The 7,779-nt window shown below is 67.9% G+C and carries 8 protein-coding genes and 1 pseudogene; 4 read left to right on the forward strand and 5 right to left on the reverse strand.

The features are described from left to right. Nucleotides 1-378 precede the first annotated feature (378 nt). Nucleotides 379-1,515, forward strand: a complete 1,137-nt coding sequence (locus ACIRU3_RS44355) for a protein kinase family protein (RefSeq protein WP_404069621.1) — start codon at nt 379-381, stop codon at nt 1,513-1,515. Between the two features lie 58 nt (nt 1,516-1,573). On the opposite strand, the gene ACIRU3_RS44360 is transcribed toward ACIRU3_RS44355, so the two are convergent. After that, a complete protein-coding gene (locus ACIRU3_RS44360; RefSeq protein WP_404069622.1) occupies nt 1,574-2,230 on the reverse strand; it encodes a class I SAM-dependent methyltransferase in 657 nt (218 codons plus the stop codon). A gap of 67 nt (nt 2,231-2,297) precedes the next feature. Continuing rightward, a pseudogene (locus ACIRU3_RS44365) lies at nt 2,298-3,061 on the reverse strand (transposase family protein). Between the two features lie 156 nt (nt 3,062-3,217). On the opposite strand from ACIRU3_RS44365, the gene ACIRU3_RS44370 reads away from it, so the two are divergent. Continuing rightward, complete coding sequence (locus ACIRU3_RS44370) at nt 3,218-3,568, forward strand: hypothetical protein (RefSeq protein ID WP_404069609.1); 351 nt, start codon at nt 3,218-3,220, stop codon at nt 3,566-3,568. Between the two features lie 19 nt (nt 3,569-3,587). Here the strand turns inward: ACIRU3_RS44370 and ACIRU3_RS44375 are convergent, their stop codons facing one another. Both ACIRU3_RS44375 and ACIRU3_RS44380 read right to left on the reverse strand, forming a co-directional pair. Beyond that, nucleotides 3,588-4,121, reverse strand: coding sequence for a GNAT family N-acetyltransferase (locus ACIRU3_RS44375; RefSeq protein ID WP_404069611.1), 534 nt, complete (start codon nt 4,119-4,121; stop codon nt 3,588-3,590). 58 nt (nt 4,122-4,179) lie between these two features. After that, nucleotides 4,180-4,740, reverse strand: a complete 561-nt coding sequence (locus tag ACIRU3_RS44380) for a hypothetical protein (protein WP_404069613.1) — start codon at nt 4,738-4,740, stop codon at nt 4,180-4,182. 471 nt (nt 4,741-5,211) lie between these two features. Between ACIRU3_RS44380 and ACIRU3_RS44385 the strand changes: the two genes are divergently transcribed. Beyond that, nucleotides 5,212-6,531 (forward strand): MFS transporter, encoded by a 1,320-nt coding sequence (locus ACIRU3_RS44385; protein ID WP_404069615.1) that lies wholly within the window; start codon nt 5,212-5,214, stop codon nt 6,529-6,531. 331 nt (nt 6,532-6,862) lie between these two features. On the opposite strand, the gene ACIRU3_RS44390 is transcribed toward ACIRU3_RS44385, so the two are convergent. Then, nucleotides 6,863-7,183, reverse strand: coding sequence for a DUF6191 domain-containing protein (locus ACIRU3_RS44390; RefSeq protein ID WP_404069617.1), 321 nt, complete (start codon nt 7,181-7,183; stop codon nt 6,863-6,865). Nucleotides 7,184-7,336: 153 nt separating this feature from the next. On the opposite strand from ACIRU3_RS44390, the gene ACIRU3_RS44395 reads away from it, so the two are divergent. Then, a partial coding sequence (locus ACIRU3_RS44395; protein ID WP_404069624.1) for a transposase occupies nt 7,337-7,779 on the forward strand: 443 nt, incomplete at its 3' end.

A 7,779-nucleotide genomic window follows, 5' to 3' on the forward strand; every position in this document is an offset into this window, starting at 1 on the left:
CGGCCTCGCGCCATGGCGAAACCTGGTGACGTTGCGGCAAGTCAATCGAGCGTTCGAGCCGCGCTGACGGCCACCACCTTCTGCGCTTCCAGCCGAGTGATCGATGCGGGCGTTCTGGTGAGCGGGCCGTCGTGCCTGCATGACGCAGTGTCAGGTGTGTGTCGCCGACAGGGTGATCAGGCACCTGGGAGGTTCCTCGGGTCGTAGCAGGCCCAGCTGCCACGCTCATTGGACAGCAGGTCTGGTGTGAGGAAGGGGGAGATCATCACCATCATGCGACGTGGGAGGGTGGTTTTCAGCTCCAGTCCCGGTGTCTGCAGAAGCAGTTGCACCGAGAGGCTGGGCTCCGCCTTGGAGGCACAGGTGAAGAGACCTGATATGTTCCGCGGTGCTCGTCTGGCCGCCCACGGTGTCGTTTCCGCCTCGCTGGCGCTGTGCAGTGACCGCGGACTGCGTGAGCTTGTGGACGCCGCCACACCGATCGGTTCCGGCATCGGCGGGCAGACAATGCTGCTGGAGGTCGACGGAACCTCGGTCTTCGTCAAACAGATACGCCTCACCGATCTGGAGCGACGGGCGGAGAACGTTCACTCCACGGCGAATCTGTTCGGACTGCCTGCCTTCTGCCACTACGGCGTCGGAACCATCGGCGCCCCGGGGTTCGGAGCCTGGCGGGAGCTGGCCGTGCACACCATGACGACGGACTGGGTGATCGCGGGAGACTATGAGGGCTTCCCGTTGATGTACCACTGGCGGGTGCTTCCAGACCTTGGCCGGCCACTTCCCGAGGAACTCGCCGATGTGGAGAGAGCTGTCGCCTACTGGGGAGGCGGGTCGGAGGTACGCAGCCGGATCGAGGGCCTCCAGCAGTCCACAGCGAGCCTCATGCTGTTCCTTGAGTACATTCCGCAGAACCTGCACGACTGGTTGGGCGGCCGGATCGAGGCCGGTGACGAGGCGGCCGAGCGTGCCTGCGCCATGGTGGACAACGAGCTGAGAGCCGGCGTCTCGTTCATGAACGCCCGCGGGCTGCTGCACTTCGACGCCCACTTCGAGAACATCCTGACCGACGGCCGGCGGCTCTTCTTCGCCGACTACGGCCTCGCGATCTCCTCCCGTTTCGAACTCACACAGGACGAGGCCGACTTCTTCGACCAGCATCGCACCTACGACCGGTGCTACACCGTCACGCACTTCGTGAACTGGCTGGCCGTCGCTCTGTACGGATACGAGCCGGAGGAACGCAAGGCGTTCGTGCGCACCTGCGCCCGAGGGGTGGTTCCGGCCGGAATTCCAGCGTCGCTGGCGGCAGTTCTTGTCCGTTACGCGCCGGTCGCCGCAGTGATGGGCGACTTCTATCGCCGATTCCAGCAGGAGAGCCGGGCAGCTCCCCATCCGCTGGAAGCGATCCGCCGGATGGGCCAGCCGGACAGCCCATCCATTGAGCCTTTTCCAATCTGGTCATGGGCGCGAGCGGCGAAGTGTGACCGTCCGGAGTTGAAGGGCTCAGAGTGAGCTTTGTTGCGCGCCCGAGCACCCAGAGCCGTTCGATCCTGGTCCTGGCGGCGGGCTTTCACCGGTTGTGCCATACGAGCGTGTAGCGCCAGAAGAGTCGGCGGCGCAGTTGCACGCCAGGGAGGAGGTCCTGGGCTTCACGGGCAAGATCTTTGAAGGTCATGTCGGCCGCGCGTGTCGGTGCCGTCATCGATAGCGGTTGTGGAGAGCGCCTGCCCTTGTTCTTCAGCCAGCCCATAGCCGGGTTGAGCGGGACCGACGTCAGGCCGAGGAGGTGGTCCCCTCGGGTCTCCGCACGGGACAGTCCCACAACTACCAAGCGTCCTCTGGGGGCCAGGAGGCCTCGGAAGCTGGTCAGTGCCTGGGCGAACGGCAGGTGGTGGATCGTCGCCACGCAGGTGATGACTTCGAAGGGGCCAGAAGGGGTGTCCGTCATGGCATCGGCGACGGTGAAGGCCACGGGGGCGTCCGGGGACGTCAGATGTTGGGCCTGGGCAACGATTCTTGGATCGGAGTCGACTCCGAGCACCTTGTTGGCGCGGCGGCCCAGAAGCCTTGCGAGGTCCCCAGTTCCTGAGCCGATGTCCAGGGCGCTGTCGAAGCGCTTGGGTAGTTGCCGCAAGATCCAGCGGTGGTAGTGCGCGTTGTGGTCCCAGGGGTAGGCGGCATTGAGCTGTTCAAGGGCTCGCAAGACGCGGGGCGACAAGATCTTCATGCCGTCAGTGCACCAGGTTTCCGGCTTCTCGAACACCTGCTTACCCGTCCCGGAGGGTGCTGCCTCTTCATGCTGAGGCGTTGACCTGCAGAGCGAGGATGGCCTTGACCAGGTCGGTTATGCGGTTGGTGCTGCAGCGGAGCTTGCGCAGCAGTCGCCAGGATTTGAGGGTGGCCATCGCTTGCTCACCGACAGCGCGGATCTTCGCGTGGGGGCGGTTGACGGCCTTCTGGCCTGCGGAGAGCTTCTCTTGGCGGCCGCGCTAGGGGACGCGGACCGTGCCGCCGGCCCCCTGACATACCTTGTCCGCCCAGCATCGCCCCCGGCCCTGGCGAGGGCCTCGATGACACCGTGGGTGCGGGCGACCTTGATGTCGTGGACGGCGCCTCGCAGTGCTGGCGAGGCCCACACGAGCCCGCCGAACAGGTCGGCGAGGACCTGGACGTTCATGCCGTGCTTCTTGCGCCTGCCCGAGCAGAACGGGCGGTTTATCGCAATGCGGTCGATGGGCAGCAGGGTGCCGTCCACGATCACGAACGCTTTGCGCACGGCGACGGCCATGACCTGCTGGAGCGTGGGAGCGAGAGCGGACAGGACGTCCACGGCCTCGGTGACGTAGCGGTGGGCCGTGGCCAGGCCGATGCCGATCCCGGCCGTGAGCTGGGCGAACGTGTGACCGCAGCGCAGGTGGGCCAGAGCCATCAGCGCCTGGCGGCTGCAGGTCAACCGCCGCCAGCGAGTCCCGATCCGTCGCCGCAGAGCGGCCAACTCCCGGCACAGCAAGCGCAATGCGGAAGTGGACAGATCCAACCCGGATGGGAGGACAAGCACGCGAAGCTCCTGGCAGAGAAGGTTGATCTTGGTCGACAAACCATCTACCAGGAGTTTCATCACTGCGTTACGCCAACCGCTCTTCCCGCACCCAGGTTGGAAGAGGCTCATTGTCTGACGCGTCGACGGGTTGGAGCACTTGTGTGGGGAAATTGCGTGGCCGTCGACATCGGGTCACAGGCGGCTCCCGGCTTGGCCCGCACGCTGACGTTCACTCTCAGCATCTCGCCGATCTGCCGGGCCATGAGTGATCCGTCGGCCTTGCCGCACATCGGCGGGGATGCGCTGGTGGTCCTGGCAGAAGCATGGCGTCTCCGCGTCCGGCGTGCGCGGTGCGGGATGAGCATCACCGCCCGACCGCCCACCTGCCCAGGCGCAGGCGAGGCCGAGGCGCGTTCGTCAGCGAAGGTCAGCGCAGGTCAGCGACGGGCACGCGAGACATTCGCCTGGGAGTCCCGCCTTGTGGCGATCAATGCGGCCGCGGACGTACGGTCGGCGATCTCGTAGTGATCCGACGCTCGGCCGGTCACGCCTCGAACTCGGTGAGATCGATGGAGTAAACGCGCAGCGGATAGCCGTACACCGGGTGTGCCGTCACGCGTTCCGGCGCCATGTCGAGCTTGCGGATGACGTTCTCGGAGGCATCGTTTCCCACCCGGTTGATGCTGATCACGCGGTCGAGGCCACGGTCCTGGAGCGCGAACTCCAGGGTGGCTTGGGCAGCTTCGGACGCGTAGCCCTGACCCCAGAACTGTGAGCCCAGCCGCCAGCTGATCGCCACGGCGGGCAGCACCTCCGGCAGGAACTCGGGCACGGACAGACCCGTGAAGCCGGCCAGTTCACCCGAGGCCAGCAGCTCGACGGCGAAGATGCCGAAGCCCTCCTCGTCCCACTCCTCCTCCCATCGCTCGATGGCCTCCGCCGTGTGGTCCAGATCGTGCACCGAGCCGTCGTCGATCCAGTGCATGACCCGCGGGTCGGCGTTGATGTCCGCCATGGGCGCGAGGTCGTCGTCATGCCAGCGGCGGAGGAGGAGGCGGGGGGTTCGGATCTCGGTCATGGCGCCCATCCTGCCGAAGGCGAGGGCTTCATCGCTAATTGCGTAGCGCGCGTCGGGTTCAGTCCGTGATGTACCAGTCGTTCTTGAGGTACTCCAGGGTGTAGCTGCCGAGGTCGCTCTCGGAGAAGGTGGCGGAGGCCCTGACCGCTTCGACCGGCATCTCGATCTTGTCGGGAGTGCGCACGGCGACGCGCTGCGGGTCGACCGTCGCGGTCCGCAGGGCCTTCTTCTGCGCGGGGGAGATCATCTGGAACACGGCGGCGTACGTCGACCTGCACGGGCCGAGCCCCTGGTCCTGTGCCTTCTTCGCAGCGGGCCCCGCCACGTCGCAGACCGTGTCGATGTCCTCACGGCCGAGGGCGTGGAGGTACTCCTCGTACCGCTGGATCGCGCCCTCCTTCGTCCTGGGTGCGGGCTGGTCGCCGGTCGGGGTGGCCGAGGGCCTGTCGGGCCGAGCGGACGCGGACGGCGTGGCCGACGGCTCTTTCGCCCGCCTGGACGCGGACGACTGCGAAGGCTTCGCGTCCGTGTCCTTCGTCGCCTTCTCCGGACCGCACGCGCACGCGACCAGCGCCACACAGGCCGATACCGCCACGCTCGCCATCGTCCGCGCTCTCATCCGGTCCCCTCCGGTTGCTTCACCACCAGCCGACAACACATCAAGAGGTCACGCAGGTTCCGGGGGACACGGTTCCCGAAGCGGTCCACGCGTCGTGATCGGAGTGATCGGTGCCGCGCTCGCCGCCGTCCGGCTGAGGTCTGTGCGCCGACAGTCCTTTGCCCTACTCCGTTACCCAGCGTCGTCGCGCACTCACCGAGCCCCTTTGCCGATGAGCAACCCGCGCCGGTCGGGCCCCGAGTTTCCTCCGGGTCCGTGCAGCGCTGCCCGCCCGGCGTGCGTTCCGTGGTCCCCGGCCGATCGGTCCTCCGTCGTATGGGCTGATCGCAGGGGGCGCCGGGGCGGCTCTGGGGGCGACCATGGAGATGCGCCGGTCCGCGGCCCTGGAGACGGCCATGCCGTTCCAGGGGTCGTGACCCACCGCCGACGTCACAGGGGCTACACCCGTGTCCCCCCAGAGGAGAAGGACCGATGCGCGCTCTGCACCTCCGGACTGCACCCGCAGCGAACCCTGCCGCCGGTTCCCGGCCGACGCCCGCCCTCGCCGCGGCCTGTGCCGGGGCACCCCAGCCCGGGGCGCCCGACGAGGATGCCACCCCCGGTTCCCGTCCCCCGGCCGCCGTCGGCGCGCCGCCCGGCTGGCTGATCCTGCTGCTGGCCACTGCTTGCGGGCTGACCGTGGCAAACCTGTACTATGCCCAGCCGCTCCTGGAGATCATTCGCGATACTTTCCATCTCCAGGTGTCGACCGCCGGCAGCCTGATCACCGTCACCCAGCTCGGCTACGCCCTCGGCATGCTTCTGCTGGTCCCGCTCGGCGACCGCATCGAGAATGGCCGGCTGGTCCAGATCCTGCTGGCCATCACCGCACTCGGCTTGGCCGCGGGCGGGCTGGCTCCCGGCTTCGCCGTGCTGCTGGTGGCTGCCCTGATCGCGAGCGCGACCTCGGTTGTCGCCCAGATCCTGGTGCCCTACGCCGCCGACCTCGCCCCGAACCACATGCGCGGTGCCGTCGTCGGGCGCGTAATGAGCGGACTCCTTGCCGGCATCCTGCTCTCCCGTACGGTGGGCAGCATCATCGCCGAGGCGGCAGGCTGGCGCGCCGTCTACCTGATCTCCGCGGTGCTGATGGCCGGCCTCGCGCTCGTCCTCCGGCGGGCCCTGCCCCGCCACCCCCCTACCAGCAACCAGTCGTACGGCGCCCTGCTGCGCTCCACCGCCCGGCTGGTCCGTGTCCACCCCCAGCTGCGCCGCCGGTCCATCTACCACGCCTGTGTCTTCGCCGGCTTCAGCGCCTTCTGGTCGACCATCGCCTACGTACTGATGAGCCCGCCGTTCCACTATTCCCAGCTGGGCGTCGGTATCTTCGCCCTGGTCGGGGCCGGCGGCGCGCTGGTGGCCCCGCTGGCCGGACGCCTCGCCGACAAGGGGTACGTCCACCGGCTCACCCCGGTCGCCAGTCTGCTCGCTGCGGCCGTCCTGGTGTGGGCGGGCCTGGCGGGTCACCAGATCGTGGTGCTCGTCCTTGCCGCGGTCCTGCTGGACACCGCCGTCCAGTGCTCCCTGATCTTCGGCCAGCACACGATCTACCAACTGGACGCCAGTGCCCGGGCCCGGATCACCAGCGTCTACATCGCTACCTTCTTCCTCGGTGGCGCGGTCGGCTCTCTGGCCGGCACGTACGCCTACCACGCGGGAGGCTGGCCCGCCCTCACACTCACCGCGGCTGCTTTCCCTGTGCTGGCGGCCCTGATGTGGACCACCGAACGCCCTCGCGCCCAGACCGCGTGACCCATGCCCTCCGGCGCATTCATGAAGTGCGGGTAGACGGCGGCCGGGACGAGCCGGGTGCTCTGATCCCGGCCGACACAACAGCGCCACGGCCCCGTGCACCATCGCCCGTACGGGATGCGCTGGCCGGCCAGGCCCATGGATCCAGCGCACAAGCGCCTTGCTCACGCGGACACGTTCATCAGCGAGGCCCGCAGCTCCTCGGGGAGCTAGGAGCGTGGGTCAGTAACTGTGGCCGAGCGTCTCGGTTGGCCACCGAGTCATTCAGTTGGCCTCCGGCTTGCCGCCCTGTGCCCGGATGGGCGTGCACCACCGCGTACTGGGCGGCGTTCTACTGGTCGGCCTGCGGCATCCGGACGACCGCGATCCCGCCATCGAGGTCTACCGTCGTCCGGTTCGGCGGCGCCCCGTCTTCCTCGTCGTCCCGCATGACCAGGGCGGACTGCCGCTCCTTGAGTTCGTTTTGCTTGCCCGGCGAGAAGCTTGCGTGGAGCTGCTCAAAACCGGTCGCCGATATCTGACCCTGCCGGGCGCTGTTCCGCCACGGCAACATGCCGGCCCGCCCAGCACGGAGAAGCAGCTGATCCGCGAAGGCCACGACGGTCAGCAGGATGACCAGTCCGGGCAAGGTCATGAAGACGGCGAACTCCATGACCCGAGGATCGGCGCCGCGAGGGAAATGCTGCAAGGCGTGCGGCGTGGCCAACCGTGATGCGCAATGTGTACTCAGTCACAGTAACCGGCACCCGCGTGTGGCTGGTGATCACTCGTACGGGATGATCCCGGTATGCGTGATCAGGAGGGGCTGTTCGAGGCCGGGCCGGCCGAGGGCAAACAGCCGCCGCGTCGTGCGGCGGCGGCGGACAAGACGTTCCGGGCGTTCGACCCGCACAGGGTGTCGCTGCTGCCGCCGTCGCTGGATGACTGGCTGCCGGAAGACCACCTGGCCCGGTTTGTCGCCGACCTGGTCGACGAGCTGCTCGACCTCGGGCCGATCCTCGCGGATTACACCGAGAAGCGGGGCTACCCGCCCTACGACCCCCGGCTGATGGTGCGGCTGCTGATCTACGGCTACACCACCGGCATCCGCTCCTCGCGGGCGATCGAGCGCAAATGCGTCGACGATGTCGCGTTCCGGTTCCTGGCCGCCGATCAGGCTCCCGACTTCCGCTCGATCGCCCGGTTCCGCCGCCGCCACCTGGACGCGCTGGCCGACCTCTTCCTCCAGTCGCTACGCCTTGCCATGAC

This window comes from Streptomyces sp. NPDC101151, from assembly GCF_044768335.1.
Classification (GTDB): Bacteria; Actinomycetota; Actinomycetes; order Streptomycetales; family Streptomycetaceae; genus Streptomyces.

What these genes read in the sequence shown, in the direction of transcription:
- ACIRU3_RS44355 (WP_404069621.1), top strand. Translation starts at nt 379, where the DNA reads ATGTTCCGCGGTGCTCGTCTGGCCGCCCACGGTGTCGTTTCCGCCTCG.
- ACIRU3_RS44360 (WP_404069622.1), bottom strand. Translation starts at nt 2,230, where the DNA reads ATGAAGATCTTGTCGCCCCGCGTCTTGCGAGCCCTTGAACAGCTCAAT.
- ACIRU3_RS44375 (WP_404069611.1), bottom strand. Translation starts at nt 4,121, where the DNA reads ATGACCGAGATCCGAACCCCCCGCCTCCTCCTCCGCCGCTGGCATGAC.
- ACIRU3_RS44380 (WP_404069613.1), bottom strand. Translation starts at nt 4,740, where the DNA reads ATGAGAGCGCGGACGATGGCGAGCGTGGCGGTATCGGCCTGTGTGGCG.
- ACIRU3_RS44385 (WP_404069615.1), top strand. Translation starts at nt 5,212, where the DNA reads ATGCGCGCTCTGCACCTCCGGACTGCACCCGCAGCGAACCCTGCCGCC.
- ACIRU3_RS44390 (WP_404069617.1), bottom strand. Translation starts at nt 7,183, where the DNA reads ATGGAGTTCGCCGTCTTCATGACCTTGCCCGGACTGGTCATCCTGCTG.